This is a genomic window from Nocardia vinacea (assembly GCF_035920345.1).
GTDB lineage: Bacteria > Actinomycetota > Actinomycetes > Mycobacteriales > Mycobacteriaceae > Nocardia > Nocardia vinacea_A.
Genome location: NZ_CP109149.1, coordinates 8,341,835 through 8,362,590, shown reverse-complemented (window position 1 = coordinate 8,362,590; position 20,756 = coordinate 8,341,835). Strand labels below are relative to the sequence as shown.

At 65.6% G+C, this 20,756-nt stretch carries 26 protein-coding genes and 1 pseudogene; 10 read left to right on the top strand and 17 right to left on the bottom strand.

Annotation, left to right across the window (positions count from 1 at the left end):
* Positions 1-5: 5 nt before the first annotated feature.
* Both OIE68_RS37900 and pdhA read right to left on the bottom strand, forming a co-directional pair.
* Positions 6-977 carry an alpha-ketoacid dehydrogenase subunit beta gene (locus OIE68_RS37900; RefSeq protein ID WP_327095710.1) on the bottom strand — a complete coding sequence of 324 codons (972 nt, stop codon included), beginning with the start codon at positions 975-977 and terminating at the stop codon, positions 6-8.
* On the bottom strand, positions 974-2,086 hold the full coding sequence (gene pdhA, locus OIE68_RS37895; protein WP_327095709.1) for a pyruvate dehydrogenase (acetyl-transferring) E1 component subunit alpha: 1,113 nt from the start codon (positions 2,084-2,086) through the stop codon (positions 974-976). The genes OIE68_RS37900 and pdhA overlap by 4 nt, the downstream gene beginning before the upstream one ends.
* Positions 2,087-2,232: 146 nt before the next feature.
* Between pdhA and OIE68_RS37890 the strand changes: the two genes are divergently transcribed.
* Positions 2,233-2,745 (top strand): Lrp/AsnC family transcriptional regulator, encoded by a 513-nt coding sequence (locus OIE68_RS37890; RefSeq protein ID WP_327095708.1) that lies wholly within the window; start codon positions 2,233-2,235, stop codon positions 2,743-2,745.
* Between the two features lie 19 nt (positions 2,746-2,764).
* On the opposite strand, the gene OIE68_RS37885 is transcribed toward OIE68_RS37890, so the two are convergent.
* Genes OIE68_RS37885 through OIE68_RS37870 form a run of 4 tightly spaced genes read right to left on the bottom strand, consistent with a single transcriptional unit; the run spans position 2,765 to position 4,634 of the window.
* Positions 2,765-2,962 carry a type II toxin-antitoxin system HicA family toxin gene (locus tag OIE68_RS37885; protein WP_327095707.1) on the bottom strand — a complete coding sequence of 66 codons (198 nt, stop codon included), beginning with the start codon at positions 2,960-2,962 and terminating at the stop codon, positions 2,765-2,767.
* Positions 2,963-2,985: 23 nt separating this feature from the next.
* The gene (locus tag OIE68_RS37880; RefSeq protein ID WP_327095706.1) at positions 2,986-3,207 is read right to left on the bottom strand and encodes a type II toxin-antitoxin system HicB family antitoxin; all 222 of its coding nucleotides are present in this window, start codon (positions 3,205-3,207) and stop codon (positions 2,986-2,988) included.
* Positions 3,208-3,255: 48 nt separating this feature from the next.
* Positions 3,256-3,648, bottom strand: a complete 393-nt coding sequence (locus OIE68_RS37875; protein ID WP_327101969.1) for a thioesterase family protein — start codon at positions 3,646-3,648, stop codon at positions 3,256-3,258.
* 26 nt (positions 3,649-3,674) lie between these two features.
* Positions 3,675-4,634 (bottom strand): AraC family transcriptional regulator, encoded by a 960-nt coding sequence (locus OIE68_RS37870; protein WP_327095705.1) that lies wholly within the window; start codon positions 4,632-4,634, stop codon positions 3,675-3,677.
* 81 nt (positions 4,635-4,715) lie between these two features.
* On the opposite strand from OIE68_RS37870, the gene OIE68_RS37865 reads away from it, so the two are divergent.
* The gene (locus OIE68_RS37865; RefSeq protein ID WP_327095704.1) at positions 4,716-5,564 is read left to right on the top strand and encodes an NAD(P)H-binding protein; all 849 of its coding nucleotides are present in this window, start codon (positions 4,716-4,718) and stop codon (positions 5,562-5,564) included.
* A gap of 141 nt (positions 5,565-5,705) precedes the next feature.
* Positions 5,706-6,992: an MFS transporter gene (locus OIE68_RS37860; RefSeq protein WP_327095703.1), complete on the top strand. Its 1,287-nt coding sequence runs from the start codon at positions 5,706-5,708 to the stop codon at positions 6,990-6,992.
* Here the strand turns inward: OIE68_RS37860 and OIE68_RS37855 are convergent.
* The gene (locus tag OIE68_RS37855) at positions 6,982-7,140 is read right to left on the bottom strand and encodes a hypothetical protein (RefSeq protein ID WP_327095702.1); all 159 of its coding nucleotides are present in this window, start codon (positions 7,138-7,140) and stop codon (positions 6,982-6,984) included. The two genes, OIE68_RS37860 and OIE68_RS37855, sit on opposite strands and share 11 nt — an antisense overlap.
* Positions 7,137-7,916 carry a TIGR03620 family F420-dependent LLM class oxidoreductase gene (locus tag OIE68_RS37850; protein ID WP_327095701.1) on the bottom strand — a complete coding sequence of 260 codons (780 nt, stop codon included), beginning with the start codon at positions 7,914-7,916 and terminating at the stop codon, positions 7,137-7,139. Before OIE68_RS37850 ends, OIE68_RS37855 begins: the two co-directional genes overlap by 4 nt.
* Before the next feature lie 89 nt (positions 7,917-8,005).
* Between OIE68_RS37850 and OIE68_RS37845 the strand changes: the two genes are divergently transcribed.
* Complete coding sequence (locus OIE68_RS37845; RefSeq protein ID WP_327095700.1) at positions 8,006-8,545, top strand: helix-turn-helix domain-containing protein; 540 nt, start codon at positions 8,006-8,008, stop codon at positions 8,543-8,545.
* Positions 8,546-8,569: 24 nt separating this feature from the next.
* On the top strand, positions 8,570-8,806 hold the full coding sequence (locus OIE68_RS37840) for a ribosomal protein L7/L12 (RefSeq protein WP_327095699.1): 237 nt from the start codon (positions 8,570-8,572) through the stop codon (positions 8,804-8,806).
* A gap of 47 nt (positions 8,807-8,853) precedes the next feature.
* Here the strand turns inward: OIE68_RS37840 and OIE68_RS37835 are convergent, their stop codons facing one another.
* From OIE68_RS37835 to OIE68_RS37825, 3 genes are read right to left on the bottom strand one after another with little or no spacing between them, the layout of a single operon-like run.
* Positions 8,854-10,266 (bottom strand): NAD(P)(+) transhydrogenase (Re/Si-specific) subunit beta, encoded by a 1,413-nt coding sequence (locus tag OIE68_RS37835; RefSeq protein WP_327101968.1) that lies wholly within the window; start codon positions 10,264-10,266, stop codon positions 8,854-8,856.
* A gap of 17 nt (positions 10,267-10,283) precedes the next feature.
* Positions 10,284-10,622 (bottom strand): NAD(P) transhydrogenase subunit alpha, encoded by a 339-nt coding sequence (locus OIE68_RS37830; RefSeq protein WP_327095698.1) that lies wholly within the window; start codon positions 10,620-10,622, stop codon positions 10,284-10,286.
* A complete protein-coding gene (locus OIE68_RS37825) occupies positions 10,622-11,740 on the bottom strand; it encodes a Re/Si-specific NAD(P)(+) transhydrogenase subunit alpha (RefSeq protein ID WP_327095697.1) in 1,119 nt (372 codons plus the stop codon). The genes OIE68_RS37830 and OIE68_RS37825 overlap by 1 nt, the downstream gene beginning before the upstream one ends.
* A gap of 316 nt (positions 11,741-12,056) precedes the next feature.
* Here OIE68_RS37825 and OIE68_RS37820 point away from each other — a divergent pair, with 316 nt between their 5' ends.
* Genes OIE68_RS37820 through OIE68_RS37810 form a run of 3 tightly spaced genes read left to right on the top strand, consistent with a single transcriptional unit; the run spans position 12,057 to position 13,996 of the window.
* Positions 12,057-12,515, top strand: a complete 459-nt coding sequence (locus OIE68_RS37820; protein WP_327095696.1) for an HIT family protein — start codon at positions 12,057-12,059, stop codon at positions 12,513-12,515.
* Entirely contained in the window at positions 12,512-13,351 is an 840-nt protein-coding gene (locus tag OIE68_RS37815; RefSeq protein ID WP_327095695.1) for a maleylpyruvate isomerase family mycothiol-dependent enzyme, read from the top strand. The genes OIE68_RS37820 and OIE68_RS37815 overlap by 4 nt, the downstream gene beginning before the upstream one ends.
* Before the next feature lie 6 nt (positions 13,352-13,357).
* On the top strand, positions 13,358-13,996 hold the full coding sequence (locus OIE68_RS37810) for a Type 1 glutamine amidotransferase-like domain-containing protein (protein WP_327095694.1): 639 nt from the start codon (positions 13,358-13,360) through the stop codon (positions 13,994-13,996).
* On the opposite strand, the gene OIE68_RS37805 is transcribed toward OIE68_RS37810, so the two are convergent.
* On the bottom strand, positions 13,895-14,452 hold the full coding sequence (locus OIE68_RS37805) for a GtrA family protein (RefSeq protein WP_327095693.1): 558 nt from the start codon (positions 14,450-14,452) through the stop codon (positions 13,895-13,897). The two genes, OIE68_RS37810 and OIE68_RS37805, sit on opposite strands and share 102 nt — an antisense overlap.
* A gap of 74 nt (positions 14,453-14,526) precedes the next feature.
* Positions 14,527-14,835 (bottom strand): hypothetical protein, encoded by a 309-nt coding sequence (locus tag OIE68_RS37800; protein ID WP_327095692.1) that lies wholly within the window; start codon positions 14,833-14,835, stop codon positions 14,527-14,529.
* A 219-nt stretch (positions 14,836-15,054) separates the two neighbouring features.
* Between OIE68_RS37800 and OIE68_RS37795 the strand changes: the two genes are divergently transcribed.
* Complete coding sequence (locus tag OIE68_RS37795; RefSeq protein ID WP_327095691.1) at positions 15,055-16,413, top strand: FAD-binding oxidoreductase; 1,359 nt, start codon at positions 15,055-15,057, stop codon at positions 16,411-16,413.
* Positions 16,414-16,442: 29 nt separating this feature from the next.
* Positions 16,443-16,778 (top strand): annotated as a pseudogene (locus OIE68_RS37790) (GNAT family N-acetyltransferase); the annotation flags it as partial.
* 107 nt (positions 16,779-16,885) lie between these two features.
* Here the strand turns inward: OIE68_RS37790 and OIE68_RS37785 are convergent.
* The 4 genes from OIE68_RS37785 to OIE68_RS37770 form a co-directional block, all read right to left on the bottom strand.
* Positions 16,886-18,046: an acyl-CoA dehydrogenase gene (locus OIE68_RS37785; protein WP_327095690.1), complete on the bottom strand. Its 1,161-nt coding sequence runs from the start codon at positions 18,044-18,046 to the stop codon at positions 16,886-16,888.
* A gap of 160 nt (positions 18,047-18,206) precedes the next feature.
* Positions 18,207-18,887: a TetR family transcriptional regulator gene (locus OIE68_RS37780; protein ID WP_327095689.1), complete on the bottom strand. Its 681-nt coding sequence runs from the start codon at positions 18,885-18,887 to the stop codon at positions 18,207-18,209.
* A 62-nt stretch (positions 18,888-18,949) separates the two neighbouring features.
* A complete protein-coding gene (gene purE, locus OIE68_RS37775) occupies positions 18,950-19,465 on the bottom strand; it encodes a 5-(carboxyamino)imidazole ribonucleotide mutase (protein WP_327101967.1) in 516 nt (171 codons plus the stop codon).
* Positions 19,449-20,624, bottom strand: a complete 1,176-nt coding sequence (locus OIE68_RS37770; RefSeq protein WP_327095688.1) for a 5-(carboxyamino)imidazole ribonucleotide synthase — start codon at positions 20,622-20,624, stop codon at positions 19,449-19,451. The genes purE and OIE68_RS37770 overlap by 17 nt, the downstream gene beginning before the upstream one ends.
* Positions 20,625-20,756: the final 132 nt, after the last annotated feature.

The window sequence follows — 20,756 nt, the reverse complement described above, 5'->3', positions numbered from 1 at the left end:
GGTAGTCAGGCGGCGAGTGAGCGATCGACCGCGGCGAGGATCCGGTCCGGATCGGGCAGGTGGTGCTTTTCGAGCTTAGCCGGGGGGTATGGGATGTCGAAGCCACCGACGCGCAGCACCGGCGCCTCCAGGTAGTAGAAGCAGCGCTCGGTGATCCGCGCGGCGATCTCGGCGCCGAGTCCGCCGAAGACCGGCGCTTCGTGCGTCACGATCAACCTGCCGGTCTTGGCCACCGAGGCCTCGATGGTGTCGAAATCAATCGGCGACAAACTGCGCAGATCGACCACCTCGAGCGAATGCCCTTCCTCAGCGGCGATTTTCGCGGCGGTAGTGGCCGAGGCCACGGTGCCGCCGTAGGCGACGACGGTGGCATCGGTACCGTTGACGCAGACTCGGGCTCGGTCCAGCGGGATAGCCGCGGCGTCGAAATCGATCTCGGCCTTATCCCAGTAGCGCCGCTTGGGTTCGAAGAAGATCACCGGATCATCGAGCGCGATCGCCTGGCGGATCATGAAATACGCGTCGGCGGGATTGCTCGGCGTCACGACGCGCAGTCCTGCGGTATGTGCGAAATACGCCTCCGGCGACTCCGAGTGATGCTCCACCGAACCGATTCCACCGCCGAACGGAATGCGAATCGTGATGGGCGCGATCACCTTTCCCTGCGTCCGATAGTGGATCTTGGCGACGTGCGAAACGATCTGGTCGAAGGCTGGATAGACGAAGCCGTCGAATTGAATCTCGCAGACCGGCCGGTAGCCGCGCAGCGCCATACCGAAAGCCGTTCCGACAATGCCGGATTCAGCCAGCGGCGTATCGATGACGCGGTTGTTCCCGAAATCCTTTTGCAGCGTATCGGTTACCCGGAATACCCCGCCGAGGCGGCCGATATCCTCGCCCATCAGAACGACTTTCGGATCGTCGTCCATGGCCCGCCGCAGCCCGGCATTGAGCGCTGCGGCGAAGGTCGTGATCATGTGGGGACTCCTTCCGGTCGCGCGGCACTCTCACCGGGATCGCCGGCCAGATATTCCGCGTACTCGCTCCGCTCCTGGGTGATCAGCGGATGCGGGGTGGCATAGACGTGATCGAATAGCTGTGCCGGTGCCGGATCCGGCATATCGATGGTCGCGGTGCGCACCTGTTGCGCGACTTCGTCGGCGCGCGCATCGACGTGACGCTCGAATGCGTTGTCCCACAGTGACTCTCGTTCCATCAGCTTGCGCAACCGCGCGATCGGATCGCGGCGCGCCCACTCCTCGGTCTCGGCGGCGGAGCGGTAGCGCGTCGGGTCGTCGGCGGTGGTGTGTGGACCCATCCGATAGGTGAGCGCCTCGATGAACGACGGTCCGCCACCGGTGCGGGCGCGGACGGCGGCCTGCCTGGTGACCGCGAGGACGGCGAGCACATCATTGCCGTCGACCTGGAGGCCGGGAATTCCATAACCGTAGGCGCGCCGCGCGATCGGGGTCGCGCTCTGGACGCGGACGGGGGAACTGATCGCCCAGTGGTTGTTCTGGCAGAAGAAGACCACCGGCGCGCTCCAGCTCGCGGCGAAGCCCAGCGCCTCGGCGAGATCGCCCTGACTCGAAGCGCCGTCACCGAAGTAGGCGATGGTCGCGATCTCCGCGCCGTCGAGGTGGGCAGCGTAGGCGTAACCGGTCGCGTGCAGGCCCTGCGAGCCGACGATGATATTCGGGTTGGTCATATTGACCGGTTCGGGATCCCAGCAGGAGTGCGCGACCCCGCGCCACATGCGGGTGAGTTCGGTGGGATGGACGCCGCGGCAGTAGGCGACGGCGTGCTCGCGGTAGCTACAGAAGACGTAGTCGTCGGGGCGCAATGCGTAGGCCGAGCCGACCTGGGCGGCCTCCTGCCCGATCATCGGCGCCCACAGTCCGAGCTGGCCCTGGCGTTGCAGAGCAGTTGCCTCGGTGTCGATCCGGCGGGTCACGACCAGGTCCGTATACATCGCGCGCAGCTGCGCGGGCCCGATGTCGGCGATCAGGGCGGCGTGTTCTCGGTCGAGTACGCGGCGGCCGTCGGGTTGCACCAACTGAACCGGATAGTCGGATTTGTTCGTCATTCGGGATCGCCTCCTGACCATGAGCGCAGGGCTGGTGTGCCCTATATCACATAGCATCCACGAGTAGGCGAAGTGCGCAAGTGGTCGATACGTGAGTAAGCAGAATGCCCAATTCTTGGCGGTCATTTGATGTCATACTGCGTTGTATGACCAGTAGAGAACCCGCCGACGTGACCCTGGACGCCACTGACGCGCGGCTGTTGCTCGAGCTGGTCGCAAACCCACGCGCGACCGGTGTCGAGCTGGCGACCCGGCTCGGGTTGTCCCGCAATACCGTGCAGGCACGGTTGTCGCGCTGGGAGGCGAGTGGTGTGCTCGCCAGCTTCGAACGTCGAGTGCAACCGCAGGCGCTGGGCTACCCGCTCGCGGCTTTTGTCGCAGTGGTCGTCGATCAGCACCGATTGGATTCGGTGGTCGGCGAACTCGCCCGGGTGCCGGAGGTGACCGAAGTGTGCGGCATGACCGGGCTGACCGATCTCACCGTACGGGTGGTGGCACAGGATGCAGACGATCTGTACCGCATCGCCGGGCAGATATTGAAGATCCCCGGGGTGGAACGCACCAATATGGCATTGGTGATGCAACAATTCGTCGGACCGCGCACGGCTCCGCTACTGGATCGGCTGGCCGAATCCGCCGATCGCTCGGTACGAACCTGATCCCTGACGGGCCGAGGGCTTACAGGAGGTTGAGGAATTCGGTGGCTGTCATTCCGGCCTGGCGCAGGATCGAGGCCAGTGTGCCGCGCTTGACCGTGCCATGCAGCGGCACGACCGCGGTCCTGCCGTCGTCGCCGCGACGATAGACAGCGTGACTGCCTGCCGTTCGCACATGTTCGAAACCGACAGACTCCAAGACTCGCAAGACCTTCCGCACGGGAAGGTCCGACAGCGCGGGGCTCACGCCGCCGTGCCGGGAATCTGGAATGAAGTCACCAATGGAGTGGCGGTTAGTTGGGGCTCCGGTGCCTCGGCCAGATAGAGGGCGACCGCTTCGCGGAGATTGTTCAGGGCCTCTTCGATCGTCTGGCCCTGACTGGCTACGTCGACCTCGAGGCACTGCGCGACATACCAGTCCTCTTCCTGGTGCACCGCAGCCGTCAATACTCGCTGATCAGCCATGAAGGTAGTGTCCCACAAGGTCTTCGGCCCCCGCATCGCCCGGCCGGATCAGTCGGTGACCAGGGCGGCTGCGGCGGTGCGGATTACTTCGGGGATTTCTACCGGTTTGCGGGTTTCGTTGTCTACGTAGACGTGGACGAAGGTGCCGGTGGCGGCCAGGTCGAGGGCGTCACCAGATTCGCGGAAGATGGCCAGGTCGTAGGTGATGCTGGAGCGGCCGAGGCGGGAGATGCGCAGGCCTACCTGGAGCTGGTCGGGGAAGCTGAGCGAGCCGTGGTAATGGCAGGAGGTCTGGGCGACCACGCCGAGGGCGGGCAGTTCGCGGATATCCGTGCCGGTGGCGTGCATGAGCCAGGCATTGACCGCGGTGTCGAAGTACGAGTAGTACGTCACATTGTTCACGTGGCCGTAGTGGTCGTTATCGGCCCACCGGGTCGGCATCGGCCAGAGGACCGGATACTGCTGCGTCACCCGGCCGACGATAGCTCAGCCGGGGTGCTGCCCTGCCGGTGGTCGCGCGGACTCACGCCGAAGTGGCGTTTGAATGCCGTGCTCAGTGCGAACGCGCTGCCGTAGCCGACCTGGCGGGCAATGGATTCGATGGTGGCATCGGATTCCTGTAGCAGATCGGCGGCCAGGGCCAGCCGCCATTCGGTGAGAAACGCCATCGGCGGCTCACCGACCAGATCGGTGAACCGGCGCGCGAGCGCGGCGCGCGAAACCCCCACCGCTTCCGCCAAGCTCGCAACCGTCCAGCCGTGCGCCGGATTGTGTTGCAACAGCCGCAGCGCCTTGCCGACCAGCGGATCGCTGTAGGCGTGATACCAGGCGGGCGCGTCATTGCGGGCGAACCAGGCGCGCAGGGCCGCGATCAGCACCATATCGAGCAGCCGGTCCAGGACGACGCCCTGTGCGGGCTCGTCCTTGGTGGCCTCGTCGACCAGAATGTCGAGCAGCCGGGTGTCGAAATCGCCGCGCTGCAAGATGATCAGGGACGGCAGGGCACGCAGCAGTCGCTGACTCGCCGCGCCCGCGGACTCATAGGTGCCCGTGACCATCAGGGTGGCGCCGTTCGCATCGGTGCCCCACTGGCGCACACCGAGACTCAATGTCTCGCAGAGGATTTCACCGTCGGCCGTCTTGGTGACGTTGCCTGGATCGATGAAGATCTGCGGTGCGGTGGCCGGATCGTCGGCGACCGTATACGGATCGGGTCCGCGGAAAATCGCGATATCGCCCGCGCTCACTTGCCGAGGCTTACTGCCCGCCGCATCGGTCATGATCCAGGCCGTGCCGCGGATCATCGACACCACCGTCAGTGGCGCCCGGTCCTGGATGCGCAGCGACCACGGCGGGTCGAGCAGTGAACACATGACGAACGCACCTCGGGCGCGTGGACCTTCGAGCAGACTGGCGAGCGCATCCACATAACAAACAGTAGACGCTGACGCATGATCACGAGTCGCTGAGCTATGTTTCGTCGCGCGCCGCGCCGATGTACTGGAAACATGACAAACAGCACCTCCCACCAGCGCCTCATCCTCGTCACCGGCGGTACGGGCAAGACCGGCAGCCGCGTCGCGACCCGGCTCCGGCAGGCCGGTCATCCGATCCGGATCGGTTCCCGCGCGGCCGAGATCCCCTTCGACTGGGCCGACCGCAGCACGTGGACACCGGCGCTGTTCGGCGTGGATGCGGTGTACATCGCCTTCCAGCCGGATCTGGCGGTGCCGGGTGCGCCCGAGACCATCCGCGCATTCACCAATGCCGCCAAGGTCAACGGTGTGCGCAAACTCGTGTTGCTGTCCGGACGCGGCGAACCGGAGGCCGTGGCGTGTGAGCAGATCGTGCAGGGTTCGGGGCTCGACTGGACCATTGTGCGCTGCAGCTTCTTCGCCCAGAACTTCAGCGAAGGCGCATTCCTGGAGTATGTGCTCGCGGGTGAGGTGGCGCTGCCCAATGGCGATGTGCCGGAACCGTTCGTGCACGCCGACGATATCGCCGATGTCGCCGTCGCCGCGTTGACCGAGGATGAGCACAGCGGCGAACTCTACGAACTGACCGGACCAATATCGTTGACGTTCTCCGAAGCCGTCGCGGAGATCGCCTCGGCGACCGGACACGAAATCGCTTTCATCCCGATCCCCCGCACGGATTTCGTTGCGGCACTGACCGAGTACCAGGTTCCCGCCGACGTCGTCAGCCTGCTCGACTACCTGTTCGGCACGATCCTGGACGGCAGGAACTCCAAGACCACCGACGGCGTCCAGCGTGCGCTCGGCCGGGAACCGAAAGGTTTCCGGGATTACGCCGACGAGACTGCAGCCACCGGAATTTGGAACATCTCGAGCGAGTAGGTGGTTGTAGGGAATAAGACCGCCGCACGGACACCCGATCTCAATGGCGAGATCCGCGGAGCCGGGCCCTCGGCCGATGATGTCCCGGACCGGCTCCCCGTGCGGCCGCGAGATCGCGCTCGACGCGGTACCGTCGAATCGGTGGCGACCACGACGATCGATCCGCAGATCCGGATAGCACGCGCTGCGGTGTTCGTGGTGTTCGCGTTGAACGGTTTCCTACTGGCCATGTGGGTGGTGCACATCCCGGCCATTACCGATCGGACCGGTATCGCGCATTCCACACTCGGCATGTTCATTCTCATGCTGGCCGGTGCGGGCATCGTCGGCATGCGCATCGCGGGCCCGCTCGCCGACCGATTCGGCAGCCGGACCGTGGTCGCGGCAGCCGCGGCGATCACCTCGATATCGGTACTCGGCCCCGGACTGGCGACCGGACCGGTCAGTCTGGCGATCGCGTTGGCCTGCTTCGGTTTCGGCAATGGTGCGCTCGACGTTTCGATGAATACCCAAGCGGTGCATGTCGAGCGGGCTTATGACCGACCGATCATGTCGGCGTTCCACGCATTGTTCTCCGGCGGCGGATTCCTCGGCTCACTGCTGGGTGCGGCTGCTCAGGGCGCCGGATGGGATGTGCTCCTGAGCCTGTCGCTCGCGGCGGTGGCAGGGTTGGCGATTACTGCCGCGCTGGTGCCACGTCTGCTGGCCGACACCGGATCGGCGGCGCGAGAAGCGAATTCGGATGCGCCCCCGGAAAGCGTGCCGCACGACCACATTCCGGAGAGCACGGCCCATGTTCCACCGAACCCGCGTCATGAGTCCGAAACGACACCGCATGATGGCCGAACATCCCCGTCGACAACCACACCCAACCGCTCCCGAAAAGTTTGGGCGCTGGCCGCAATCGCCTTCGCCCTACTCCTCACCGAGGGTGTCGCCGCCGACTGGAGCGCCCTGCAGGTCCGCGACCACCTCGATGTCGACGATGCCACCGCCGCACTGGCATTCGCCGCATTCTCCTGCACCATGACCGCGGGCCGCTTCACCGCCGACCGGGTGGCGGGCGCGTTCGGCCGCGTCGCCGTCGTCCGCTACGGCACCCTGATCGCCGCATCCGGATTGGTCCTGATCATGGCTTCGGGCTGGGTGCCGCTGACGCTCCTCGGCTGGGCGATGTGCGGCCTCGGCCTCTCCGGCGGCATCCCGCAAATCTTCACCGCCGCAGGCAATCTCGGCTCGACCACGGCGGCTACCGATATGTCGCGGGTATTCAGCCTCGGTTACCTCGGCCTGCTCGCGGGCCCCTCCGTCATCGGCTGGCTGACCGCCCTGGTCCCACTCACCGCCGCACTGTTCGTCCCGCTCATCGCCGTCCTGCTCTGCTGCCGATACGCGGGTGCCGTTGCCCCACAACAAGTCACCCGATAGCGGCTGGCGCGAACGACGAATCCCGGGCAAGCGCGGCAAGCTCACGCCATTGCGGCAGCGGCAGCGCAGTCGGATCGGCGGTAAGCACCTGTAGACACACATGGTCGGCCCCGGCATCCAAATGCTGCCGAACGCGCTCGCCGATCATCTCGATATCCCCCCGTATGCCACAACCGAATCCACCAGCCGTGAACTGGGACCACCCGCGATATCTTCGTCACCGAAACCGAAGCGGCGCATATTGGCAACCTGATGCGGGGCGGATTCGAGATAGCCCCCGACATGCGCCCTGGCCACCTCGCGGGCGCGCGCCCGATCGGCATCGAGGACGACGACCTGCTCGACACCGAGAAATGCCTCCGACCCCATGATCCGCCGCGCCTCGGCGGTGTGCTCGACCGGCGCGTGATAGGGATGCGCACCCCAGGTCCGCTCGGCGGCCAATGCCAGCATTTTGGGTCCGAGCGCGGCGAGTACCCGACGTGGCGCCGGGTCCGGCCGCGGCCCGTACTGCGGAACAGCATCCATCGCATCGAGATAGCCGCGCATCAGCGCCAGCGGCTTGCCACCGGATGGAATCGTGTAGCCATCGGCCTCGACGGACCGACCACCGACCCGCTGACCGCCGAGTCCGAGCAGATAGCGACCCGGGTACGCCTCACCGAGCGCGTGCTCGGCGGTGGCCATGGCCATCGGATCACGCAGTGCCGCATTGGCAATGCCCGCGGCGACCACCAGCCGCTCGGTCGCCCCGAGCAGTAGCCATGCCTGCCCGACCGTATCGCGTCCGAACGCTTCACCGAACCACAGTGCGCCGTAACCCAATACCTCGATCTCGGCGGCGGCCTCGCGCACCCGCCCGACCGGTTGTCCATCGAATGCGAAGGTCCAGATGCCGACGCCACCGAGGTCGTGCTCCACCATCATCGCGCTCCCAACGCTAAACCGGAGAAGTTCTCCGTTTCCTTGGCGGTACGATAGCGGAGAACTTCTCCGGTTAACAAGGGGTGCGCATGCGGGTCGACGCTCAGCGGAACTACGAACGCGTACTCGAGGCGGCGACAGCGGCATTCGCGAAGGAGGGTCCGGAGGCCTCGCTCAATGACATCGCCCGCCGCGCGGGCGTCGGCCCCGGCACGCTCTACCGGCACTTCCCCAACCGGCAAGCACTGCAGGCGGCCGTGCTGAACGAGCGGATCGAAAAGCTCTGCGGCGACGCCGAAGAACTGGCGTCGCACGAGCCGACCGCAGCACTCACCGCGTGGCTGCGCGCCCTACTCGTGCACGCCCGGACCGACCACGGCCTGGGCGGCGCCGTCCTTGCCGGACCGGTCGACCTGGGTTTCGACTGCCAGCAGGCCATCCATCGAGCGGGTGCCGCTCTGCTCACCAGGGCACAGCGCAGTGGCGGCATACGCGCGGATATCGGCATCGACGATGTGATCCAACTGGTAGCGGGCATCGCCCTGGCAGCACGTCACGGCACCGATCCGGAGCAACCGGATCGCCTGCTCCGCTTTGTCACGGACGCCCTGCGCGATCCGCGCGAATAGGGTCGAGATCGGTAAGTTCGAGAGATGTTCGACAACAACGGACTCGAGCGCCGGATCGCTCGCCTCGAACGCAAGCTCGATCTGATCATCAAGCACCTCGGTCTCCCGAGCCCAGACCCGGCGACACCCTATGACGAAATCGACGAACTCATTCGACAGGGCAAAAAGATCCACGCCATCAAGCTCTATCGCAACCTGACGGGCAGCGGCCTGCGGGAGGCCAAGGACGCGGTCGAAACGCGCGAACGGCACCTGCGATGACGAAAGCCCGCTTCCGCGAACGGAAGCGGGCTTTCATGCAGAGGTGCTTACAGTGCCTTGAGTTCCTCGGTGACCGCACCGACCGATTTCTTCGCGTCGCCGAAGAGCATGGAGGTGTGGTCGGCGTAGAACAGTGGGTTATCGATGCCGGCGAAACCACTGTTCATCGAACGCTTCAACACGATCACGCTCTTGGCCTGGTCGACGTTGAGCACGGGCATGCCGTAGATCGGGGACGAGGAGTCCTCGCGGGCGGCGGGATTGGTGACGTCGTTGGCGCCGATCACCAAAGCCACATCGGTGCGCGAGAATTCACCGTTGATGTCGTCCATTTCCTTGAGCGCGTCATAGGAGACTTCGGCCTCGGCGAGCAGGACGTTCATGTGGCCGGGCATACGACCGGCGACGGGGTGGATGGCGTATTTGACCTCGACGCCCTTAGCCTCGAGCAGTGCGGCCATTTCCTTGACCGCGTGCTGGGCCTGGGCCACGGCCATACCGTAGCCGGGGACCACGATGACCTGATTGGCATACGCCATCTGGATCGCGGCGTCCGCGGCCGAAGTGGCCTTGGCCTGCTTCTGCTCACCATCCGAAGCACCCGGAGCTGTTCCACCGCCACCGAAGCCACCCGCGACGATCGCGGGGATGGAGCGGTTCATGGCCTTGGCCATCAGGTTGGTCAGGATCGTGCCGGACGCGCCGACGATCATGCCCGCCACGATCATGGCGGTGTTGTTGAGCGCCAAACCCGCGGCGGCAGCGGACAAACCGGTCAACGCGTTGAGCAGCGAGATGACGACCGGCATATCCGCGCCGCCGATGGGTAGCACCACCATCAGGCCGAGCACACCGGCGAGCACGAGCACCGCGATCATCCAGTACTGGGGCACACCATCTTTGGTGGCGCCGATACCGATCACCACGGCGGCCGCGATCGCGCCGACGAATAGCAGCAGGTTCAGTGGCTGCTGTAGCTTGCCGATCCCGATCGGCTTGCCGGGCAGGATCTCCTGCAGTTTGCCGAACGCGATCAACGAACCCCAGAACGACACCGACCCGATGATCGCCGCGAACAGTGATCCGACCACGATGTGCACGGTCGGCTCTTCATCGAAGTGCGAGAAGCCTTGGGAATTGATGAATTCCGACCAGGCGATCAGCGCGACGGTGCCGCCACCGACACCGTTGAACGCGGCCACCAACTGCGGCATCGCGGTCATCTTGGTGAATTTCGCCGGCGGCACACCGAGGGCGATACCGACCACGAGGCCCGCGATGATCAGGATCCAGTTGCTGGTGTGGCGCACCGAGATCAGTGTCGCGACGACCGCGATGAACATGCCGACCGCGGCGATCAGGTTGCCGCGCACCGCGGTCTTGGGGCCGGTCAATCCCATCAGACCGTAGATGAACATCCCGAAGGCGATGATGTAGAGCCCATTGACCAGATAGGTCACATTGTCGAAGGTATGCATCACGCTGCTCCCTCTGACCGCTCCGCTGTGGCAGCCTTCACCGGTGCGGCCTTCTTACCCTTGAACATCCCCAGCATCCGGTCGGTCACCACGAACCCACCGATCACGTTCAGGGTTCCGAACACGACCGCGACGAACAGGATGATCTGGGTCAGGATCGACGGATCCTGCACGTTCCCGAGAGTGACCAACGCACCCAACACGACGATGCCGTGAATAGCGTTGGTACCCGACATCAACGGCGTATGCAGGGTATTAGGGACCTTCGAGATGACCGCGAACCCGACGAACCCGGACAACACCAGGATCGCGATATTCGCCAGCAGGTCGGTGTACATCAGGCATCCACCTCACGAGTAACACAGGAGTCCGCGAGCACCTGATCGGAGAAATCGGGCGACAGCTTCCCATCGACCAACATCAACTCCAACAGCGCCGCAATATTTTTCGAGTACAACTCCGAGGCATGCTCGGGCATCGTCGCGGGCAGATTCAACGGCGAAGCGATCGTCACCTCGTGCTTGACCACGACCTCACCGGGCTCGGTCAACTCGCAGTTGCCGCCGGTCTCACCGGCCAGATCCACGATCACACTGCCAGGCTTCATACCCTCCACCGCTGCTGCGGTGACCAAGCGGGGCGCGGGACGCCCGGGCACGAGCGCAGTGGTGATCACCACGTCGAAGCCCTTGATCGCATCCTCCAACGCCTGCTGCTGCTTGGCCTTTTCCTCATCGGTGAGCTCACGGGCATAGCCACCCTCACCGGCGGCATCGATCCCCAGATCGAGCCACTGCGCACCGACCGACCGCACCTGGTCTGCGACCTCGGGCCGCACGTCGTAGCCGGTGGTCCGGCCACCCAGACGCTTTGCCGTCGCCAGAGCCTGCAGACCCGCAACACCCACACCGAGCACCAGCACAGTCGCGGGCTTCACCGTGCCCGCGGCGGTGGTCAGCATCGGGAAGAAGCGGGTGGATTCCGACGCCGCCAGCAGCACAGCCTTGTACCCGGAGACATTGGCCTGCGAGGACAGCGCATCCATCACCTGGGCCCGCGAAATACGCGGAATCGCCTCCATGGCAAAGGCCTGCACCCCGGCCGATTTCAGTGCCGGAATCTGGTTATCGGCATTGCGCGGGGCGAGGAAGCCGATCAGGGTTTGCCCGCTGTGCAGCTTCGCCACCTCGGCGTCACTGGGCGGAGCGACCTTCACGACCACATCGGCCGACCACGGATCACCGATGGTCGCGCCCGCATCCACATAGGCCGCGTCCGGAATGAGCGCACCGAGCCCGGCGCCCGCTTCGACCACCACCTCCACGCCCTGCTTCAGCAGGCTCGGGATGATCTTGGGCACCAATGCGACACGCCGCTCGCCCGCGTTTGACTCGCGAACGACTCCGACACGCGCTCCGCGCGGCGACTGGTCGCCTACGCTCTGCGTTGTCTCCACTTGTCAGACTTCCTTCTCTGGCTGAGCTTCAAGCAACCGGTCGACGGCCGGACGATGTTACTTTTGAGTAAGTTCGTCCAAATCCTCGCAACTGTACCCGGCTCGCTGACCATTTCGAGCGATCGGGCAAGCAATCGCTAGCGGCGAGCGTAGCTGAGATGGCGGTCACAAGTTGCGGCCGGATTCCGCCGATATGTCGGATTCGCGACCAACATCAAGGTTCGAATCCTGGTCGGTGCGGCGCAATACCTCCACATAGTGACGTGCGTCATGCCGAGTATTTTCCCGGTGAGCGGTACGCCGTATGGTCGGCGGTGTGAACGACTGCGTCTTCTGCCGCATCGCGGCGGGGCAGGCCCCGGCGACCAAGGTCTACGAGGACGACACGCTATGCGCGTTCCTGGACATTCGTCCGATCGCCCGCGGCCACACTCTGGTCATCCCGAAACGACACGCTTCCGAATTGGAGGATCTGGACGCCGAACTGGGAGCGCACATCTTCCGCGCCGGACACCGGCTCGCGTTGGCGATCAGGCGCAGCGACCTGGCCGCGGACGGCGCGAATCTCGTCCTCAATGACGGCACCGCGGCCTTCCAGACCGTCCCGCACGTCCACCTGCACGTGATACCTCGCCGGCACGGCGACAAACTGAGCTTCGCGGCGGGACTGCTGCTGCGGCGCCCGCACGATCCCGAGTCCACCGCGGCCGCCATCCGCGCCGGAATATCGGCATTGGCACACGAAGACGAGACCAGCGCCGAGGAGCGAGAATGACCGACCCGATCCAGGACCGGAACGAGCTGACCGGCCTGCTGTCCGAGCAATGGGAGACGATCGCGACGCTGGTCGCCGATCTCGACGAAGAGCGTTGGCGCACACCGTCTCCGCTGCCGGGCTGGTCGCTGTTCGATGTGGTGGCACACGTCGTGGGGACGGAATCCTGGTTGCTCGGTGAGCGCCCGCCCGCGCACGATCCGATCCGGCCCAAAACCGATGTGACCACGCTGCCGCATGTGCGCAACGAGAGCGGTGTGCTCAACGAGATCTGGGTCGACCGGCTGCGGCCGCTATCGGGTAGGCGACTGCTCGAGCTGTACCGCGAGGTCACCGACCGCAGACGCGCGGCGCTCGCATCCCTCGGTGATGCGGAATGGCAGGCCGAGACCGTGTCGCCGATCGGCAAGGTCAGCTACGGCCGGTTCATGCGGGTACGGCTGTTCGACTGCTGGATGCACGAACTCGATATCGCCGATGGGCTCGGCGTATCCGTCGACGAGGGCGGACCGCGGGCCGAGCGGGCCTTCGGCGAACTCATCGCCACCATCGGGCGGGCAGTGGCGAAGGGTGCGCAGGCACCGGACGGATCACGCATCACCTTCGAGCTGACCGGCCCGTCGCCGCAGACGCTGCACGTCGCGGTGGACGGCCGCGCCAATATCGTCGATGAACTGGACGCGCCCGCCACCGTGGTGGTTCGGATGGGCTCCGGCCTGTTCGCTCGGCTGCGCGGCGGACGCACCACGGCGGATGCGCACGAAGGCGAGTTCCGCATTTCCGGCGATGCGGAACTCGGCAACCGACTGGTGCGCAGCCTGGCCTTCACCATCTGAGCCGCGGTGCGACTTTTCCTGTCCAGTTACCGATTCGGTGCACACTACGACCGGCTCGCCGCACTCGTCGGCGAGCCGGGCCGAGTCGCGGTGATTCCCAACGCATGTGACGCCTGGCCTGCTGCCTGGGCGGGTGCGGTCACCAGTGACGTGACCCCGTTGCGCAAACTCGGCTACTCCCCCGACGTGCTGGATCTGCGCGAATTCGTCGGTCGCGCAACCGAATTGGAAGCTACCCTGGCGAAATACCCACTGGTGTGGGTGCGCGGCGGCAACACCTTCGTCTTGCGCGCCCAATTCGCCCGCAGCGGAGCCGATTTCGTACTGCCCAAGCTGCTCGCCGCCGACGCACTGGTGTATGCCGGGTACAGCGCGGGCGCCTGTCTGCTGGCCCCGGATCTGCACGGCCTCGAATCCATGGATGACCCGGCCGAGGTCGAACCCGCGTGCGGTATCGAACCGCTTTGGGACGGACTGGGTTTGGTCGACCATCGCATCGTGCCGCATCTGGATTCCGCTACCGATCCGGACGGTGAGTCCGCGCTACTCGCCGCCCGCTACCGGACCGAGGGCATCGCGCACTGGGCGCTCACCGATGACGATGTCGTCGTGGTCGAAGGCAACAATATCGAGATCTTGCGATAGGCCGCGGAACACCACCCAGCGCATCGCGCTGTACATGTAGACCGCCTCGCATGCCCCAGCCAGCAGCCGCGACAGATGGTATTCCAATCCGAGCGCGGCCAGTCCGCTGCCGACGCCGAGGATGAAGGCGAGGTAGTTGATCACGACAACCACCACGTACACCACCGCTTGCCTGCCGACCGGTGCGTGCGAGTGGAAGTTGAACGTGCGATTGAGCACGAAGCTGAGCCCGAACGCGCAGATATAGGCCACCGTGACCGATAGCCATACGGGCAGTCCTAGCCAGCCGTGCAGCACCGTGAGCAGCGCTAAATCGACACCGAAGGTGAAGCCGTTGATCAGCGCGAAGCCGAGAAACGTCGGGGCGACAAGGCGATTCAGCCCCGAGGGCAGCCGCGCGACGACGGCCTCACACCAGCGAGAGAAGCCCGCCACCAGGGACTCGGTGCTCGTCACGCCGCCAGCATGCCAGCGGCAGGTGTCCACCAGGTGATCGCCCAGGAAACAAGATCGGGTGGCACCCGACCCGATCAGCCGATCTGGGTGAGGTGCGAACGGTCCAGGGCCGACCAGGCGACGAGGCAGCGGCGGCGGGTGACATCGTCGACGTCTTCCAGGAGGGCGTCGAGCAGGAGGCGGGGTTTGCGCTGCCACTGGTCGGACAGGGTGGCGATCACGGTCTTGCCGAACATTCCCGAGCGATCCAGTGCCGTGATCCATTCGGCGATATCGCCCGCGTGGATGCGGCGCAATGAATCCGGGTCGATCCCCCCGTCGACAACTTCGTAGGAGAACACCGCAGCGACCAAATCACGGTAATCCGGCGACTCGACCTGCATGAGACCTCCTCGGCGCGCCTGCGCACCTACTGGAATCGGACAGCGCCCCGAACGGGTGCCTTGCCCGGAATTCTTATCGGCCTTCGGACTCGGCACCACTGGAACGGCCCACATCCCGCCGGGCTCCGCGTTGTAGCAAACCTCCAGGGAGAACCGGACGCGCGGCTGTTACAGTCGGGCACTCACCCTGGCCCGTACCCGCCGTATAGCGTGAGTCGTGTGGACCTGCATGACCTGATCTCCCGCCTGCCCGACGGCGCGGTACTCACCGATCCCGACCTGCTTGCGGGCTATCGGCAGGACTGGGCACGCGATCCGAGCGCCGGCACACCGCTGGCCGTGGTACGCGCGACCGGTACCGATGATGTCGCGGCGACGTTGCGGTGGGCGCACGAACACCAGGTCGCGGTGGTGCCGCGCGGGGCCGGATCCGGACTGTCCGGCGGTGCGACGGCCGTCGATGGCGGCATCGTGCTCAGCACCGAACGCATGCGCGCGATCACCGTCGACTCGGTCACCCGCACCGCGGTGGTCCAGCCCGGCCTGCTCAATGCGGAGGTCAAACGTGCGGTCGCCGAGCACGGCCTGTGGTATCCGCCGGACCCGTCATCCTTCGAAATTTGCTCGATCGGCGGCAATGCGGCCACCAATGCGGGCGGCCTGTGCTGTGTGAAATACGGCGTAACCACCGATTACGTGCTCGGCATGGAGGTGGTGCTCGCCGATGGCACGGTGGTGCGGCTCGGCGGGCCACGGCTGAAGGATTCGGCGGGCCTGTCGCTGACCAAGATGTTCGTCGGCAGCGAGGGCACGCTCGGGGTGATCACCGAACTCACCCTGCGGCTGCTGCCCGCCCAACCGCCGCAGTCCACCGTGGTCGCGACCTTCGCGACGCTGACCGCCGCCACCGAGGCCATCCTCGGCATCACCGGCACCCTGCGACCCGCCATGCTCGAGTTCATGGATGCCGTCGCGATCAATGCGGTCGAGGACGAGATGCGGATGGGTCTGGATCGCGAGGCCGCCGCGCTGCTGGTCGCCCGCTCCGACGCACCGGGCGAATTCGCCAGGCACGAAGCCGAAATCATGGTCGGCATCTGCGAAAAGGCCGGTGCCACCGAGGTTTTCCACACCGAGGATCCGGAGGAAGGCGAAGCCTTCACCGCCGCACGACGTTTCGCCATTCCGGCGGTGGAGAAGATCGGGCCGCTACTGCTCGAGGACGTCGGTGTTCCGCTGCCGCGGCTCGCCGATCTGGTCAACGGTATCGCCGCCATCGGCGCACGCAATGACGTGCTGGTTTCGGTGATCGCGCACGCCGGGGACGGCAATACCCACCCGCTCATCGTGCACGATCCGACCGATGCGGAGATGACCGAACGCGCGCACCGCGCCTTCGGCGAGATCATGGATCTGGCCATCGAGCTCGGCGGCACCATCACCGGCGAACACGGCGTGGGCCGGTTGAAGAAGGCATGGCTGCCCGATCAACTCGGCCCCGATGTGATGACACTCACTCGTCGGATCAAGGATGCGCTCGATCCGCATGGCATTCTCAACCCAGGCGCGATTCTGTAGACGGAACATTCCCGGCCGATGAGGAGTTTCACCAGATCATGACCACCAGGCTCGAGCACAATGTCGCCGATACCCGATTCGAGATCTATCTCGACGACACCCTTGCCGGGTACGCCGACTACGCCGAACGCGAAGACGCTGATCTCACCCGCCCCGTCGGCTCCGCCGACAACCATCCCCCGAAGGTCAGGGACTTCCACCACACCATGACCTTCCCGGAGTTCCGCGGCCGTGGCGTGGCTGCCCAGGTGGTCGAATACGCGCTGCAAGATTCGCGCGCTCAGGGCTTCGCCATCATCCCGACCTGCTGGTACGTCGAGCAGTACATCACGGAGCACCGCGAATACGCCGATCTGGTCGCCTAACGCAAGTAGCGCGGATTCAGCGAGCATCAGTGCCCGAATAATCAAAAAAGACCGGGTGCTCACACCGCTCGGCGCAGCGGCGTAAACACCCGGTCGGTATTGCGTTATCAGCCCCGCAACAGCGCGCGCGACATGACGACGCGCTGAATCTGGTTGGTGCCTTCATAGATCTGAGTGATCTTGGCGTCGCGCATCATTCGCTCCACCGGGAAATCGGTGGTGTAGCCCGCGCCGCCGAAGAGCTGCACAGCGTTGGTGGTGACCTCCATGGCCACATCGGAGGCGAAGCACTTGGCGGCGGCGGAGATGAAGCCGAGGTTCTTCTCGCCGCGCTCGGCGCGGGCCGCGGAGGTGTAGACCATGAGGCGGGCGGCCTCGATCTTCATCGCCATATCGGCGAGCATGAACTGGGTGTTCTGGAAGTCGGCGATCGCGGTGCCGAACTGCTTGCGGTCCTTGGTGTAGGCGATCGCGGCGTCCAGTGCGCCCTGCGCGATGCCGACGGCCTGCGCGCCGATGGTCGGACGGGTGTGATCGAGGGTCTGCAGCGCGGTCTTGAAGCCGGTGCCCGGCGCGCCGACGATGCGGTCACCCGGCACCCGGCAGTTCTCGAAATACAGTTCGGCGGTGGGCGATCCCTTGATGCCGAGCTTGTGCTCGAGCGGGCCGACGACGAAGCCCTCGTCATCCTTGTGCACCAGGAATGCGGAGATGCCGTTGGCGCCCTTCTCCGCATCGGTCACCGCCATGACGGTGTACCAGGAAGACTTGCCGCCGTTGGTGATCCAGCACTTGGAGCCGTTGATGATCCAGTCGTCGCCGTCCTGCTTGGCACGGGTGCGCATGCCGGCGGCGTCGGAACCGGCCTCGCGCTCGGACAACGCGTAGGAGGCCATCTCGCCGTTGACGATATCCGGCAGCACCTTCTGCTTGAGCTCCTCGGAACCGTTGAGGATCAGGCCCATGGTGCCGAGCTTGTTGACCGCGGGGATCAGCGAGGACGAACCGCAGACGCGGGCGACCTCTTCGATCACGATGCAGGTGGCGACCGAGTCCGCGCCCTGGCCGCCGTAGGCCTCGGGCACGTGCACCGCGTTGAAGCCGGCGGCGTTGAGCGCGGTGAGCGCCTCCTCCGGGAAACGGGCGTTGCCGTCGACGTCCTTGGCGTACGGAGCGATTTCCTTCTCCGCCAGTCCGCGGATGGCCGCACGCAGTTCGTCGTGGAAGTCCTCGAGCTGGAAAAGGTTGAAATCGGGGTTTCCCACCATGGGACACACTCCTGGGCTTGTCGGTCGTGATTTTGCTGGATCGAAGTTCCAACGGTCGGCACTCAGTGCCATTCTTCGATCGAGTATACGCCCAGAGAGCTGCGTCAAGTGCGGTTACAACGTGGCACTGAGTGTCAGATACTGCATACTATGACTCCGGTCACAGACTACCGAGCTGCCGCGTCACCAGATCCGCGACCTGCCGCGGCGGCATATCCCTCGGGAACACCGCGACCACCATTTCCGCCGTCCCCGATCCACGCCCACGCGGAATCGCCGCCAACTCCTCGCGCAGATCCGCCGCACCCGCATCCGATTCGCCGCGCACCATCCGGCGCAGCAGGTAGTTGTGCGTGGCCGTCACCGCGGCCGTGAACTGCACCCGCGCCAGATCCGGCACCTCCGGCAGCCGCTCACGCAGATAGTCGGTGAACAACCGCTCGTACCGGAACACGGTCACGATCTCGCGCTCACGCAGTGCGGGCACCTCGCGCACCACCCGATACCGCCGCTCGGCGATCTCGCGCCACTGGGTGAACCGCTCGAACACCTGCACCACCGCGGCACAGACCGCCTCCCACGGATCCCCCTGCGCCGCCGCCAAGAACTCCGCCGCCTGCGCCAACTGCGACTCGTGATCGGCGAAGATCACATCCTCCTTCGACCGGAACTGCCGAAAGAACGTCCGCCGCGAAATCCCCGCCGCCTCCGCGATCTCATCGACGGTCGTCGCCTCATACCCCTGCTCGGCGAACAACCGCAGTGCCTGATCCACGACGGTCAGCCGAAACCTGGCCGCATCATCACCATTACGCCCCCGAACGGTTTCCTCAATCGCCACCGCATCACCGTACTGACCCCGGCCGATGCGTGATCCGCATGGCCGAAAATCAACGCGAGGACTCAGCTGTGGCCGAGGAGTTTGCTGCGGAGCGCATCGTCCTTCTCCAGGACCATGGCTTCCAGGCCGGCCTGGAACCGCTCCATCCGGGTGCGCAGGGCGGAGTCGGCGGTGCCGAGGATGCGGGCGGCGAGCAGGCCGGCGTTGCGGGCGCCGCCGATGGAGACGGTGGCCACCGGGACGCCCGCAGGCATCTGGACGATGGACAGCAGGGAGTCCATGCCGTCGAGATATTTGAGCGGGACGGGGACGCCGATGACCGGGAGCGGGGTGGCGGAGGCGACCATGCCGGGCAGGTGGGCGGCGCCGCCCGCGCCCGCGATGATGACCTTCAGGCCGCGGCCCGCCGCCTCACGGGCGTAGTCGAGCATGCGCTGGGGTGTGCGGTGCGCCGAGACGACGCCGACCTCGAAGCGAATATCGAACTCCGCCAAGGCGATTGCGGCGGCCTCCATGGTCGGCCAGTCGGAGTCGCTGCCCATGATCAGACCAACTTGCGCATTACTCACCGTGGGGATCCCATCCGTCGGTCCAAATCGCGTGCGACATCCAATGCGCCGCGCGCTCGGCCTGCTCGCGCACCACGGCGACATCGTCGCCGAGCACGTTGATATGCCCGATCTTGCGGTCCGGGCGTTCGCCCTTGCCGTACAGGTGCACCTTCGCCTGCGGCAATCTGGCGAAGAGGTGGTGCAGCCGCTCGTCCATCGACATGGTCGGCGCCTCGGCCGCGCCGAGAATATTCGCCATCACCGTGACCGGCGCCAACGGACTGGTGTCGCCGAGCGGATAGTCGAGCACCGCGCGCAGATGCTGTTCGAATTGGCCGGTGCACGCGCCGTCCATGCCCCAGTGACCGGAGTTGTGCGGACGCATCGCCAGTTCGTTGATCAGGAGGGCGCCGTCGTTGGTTTCGAAGAGTTCGACGGCCATCGCACCGACCACACCGAGTTCCTTGGCCAGGTTCAGCGCGAGTGTCTCCGCCTGCGCGGCCAATTCGTCACTCAGGTCCGGTGCGGGCGCGATCACCACGGCGCACTGACCATTGCGCTGCACCGTCTCCACCACCGGCCAGGTCGCGGCCTGACCGAATGGCGAACGCGCCACCATCGCCGACAGTTCGCGCTCGAGATTTACCTTGGCCTCGGCGAGCAACTGCACCCCATGTGCGAGCTGATCGGAAACGATCGTCTCGGCCTCGCCCGCTGATTCCGGCATCCAGACACCGCGCCCGTCGTAGCCGCCGCGCGCCGCCTTCAGCACGATCCGCCAGTCGTGCTCGTCACCGAATCGCACCGCGTCGGCCGCCGAAGTAACGGGCACGAAGGCGGGCACGGGCAATCCGAGCTCGGACAGCTTGATCCGCATGGCCAGCTTGTCCTGCGCGAAGATCAGCGCGTGCGGCGGCGGCTGCACATTGACGCCCTCGGCGACCAGCGCCTCCAGATGTTCGGTCGGCACATGCTCGTGATCGAAGGTGAGCGCGTGCGAACCGACGGCGGCCTTACGCAGCGCGGTCAGATCGGTGTGGCTGCCTAGTACAACCTCGGGGCTCACCTGTGCGGCCGGGTCATCGGGATTCTCGGCCAGCACCCGCAGCCGCTGACCGAGCGCGATGGCGGCCTGGTGCGTCATGCGCGCGAGCTGGCCACCACCGATCATGGTGACGGTGGGCATGGCGGCAGGATCGAATGAACGGCGGGACCTCACGTCGTGCAATCTTGTCATGTCCGAGCGCCATGATCAGAATCGGGCGCAGCCGGACGGAGTCCGTCGTCAGTCCCTTGCGCTTGGACGAGCGCAGGCGAG